We start from the raw sequence: 272 nt of genomic DNA, 5'->3' as shown, positions 1-272 counted from the left end.
CTTGGTCTTTCGGCGAGGGAGTTTTTCACTCCCTTTATCGTTACTCATGTCAGCATTCGCACTTCTGATACCTCCAGTGTGGGTTACCCCTTCACCTTCAACGGCTTACAGAACGCTCCTCTACCGCGTACACCCGAAGGTGCACACCCGTAGCTTCGGTGTATTGCTTAGCCCCGTTAAATCTTCCGCGCAGGCCGACTCGACTAGTGAGCTATTACGCTTTCTTTAAATGATGGCTGCTTCTAAGCCAACATCCTAGCTGTCTAAGCCTT

Annotated in this window: 1 rRNA gene; it reads right to left on the bottom strand. The window is 50.7% G+C overall.

Going from position 1 to position 272, the window contains the following annotated elements:
- Positions 1-272, bottom strand: a 23S ribosomal RNA gene (locus tag K0625_RS24435); the annotation flags it as partial.

The organism is Shewanella nanhaiensis (assembly GCF_019457885.1).
In the GTDB taxonomy this organism is placed as follows: domain Bacteria; phylum Pseudomonadota; class Gammaproteobacteria; order Enterobacterales; family Shewanellaceae; genus Shewanella; species Shewanella nanhaiensis.
This window is presented reverse-complemented; position numbering and strand designations above follow the sequence as displayed.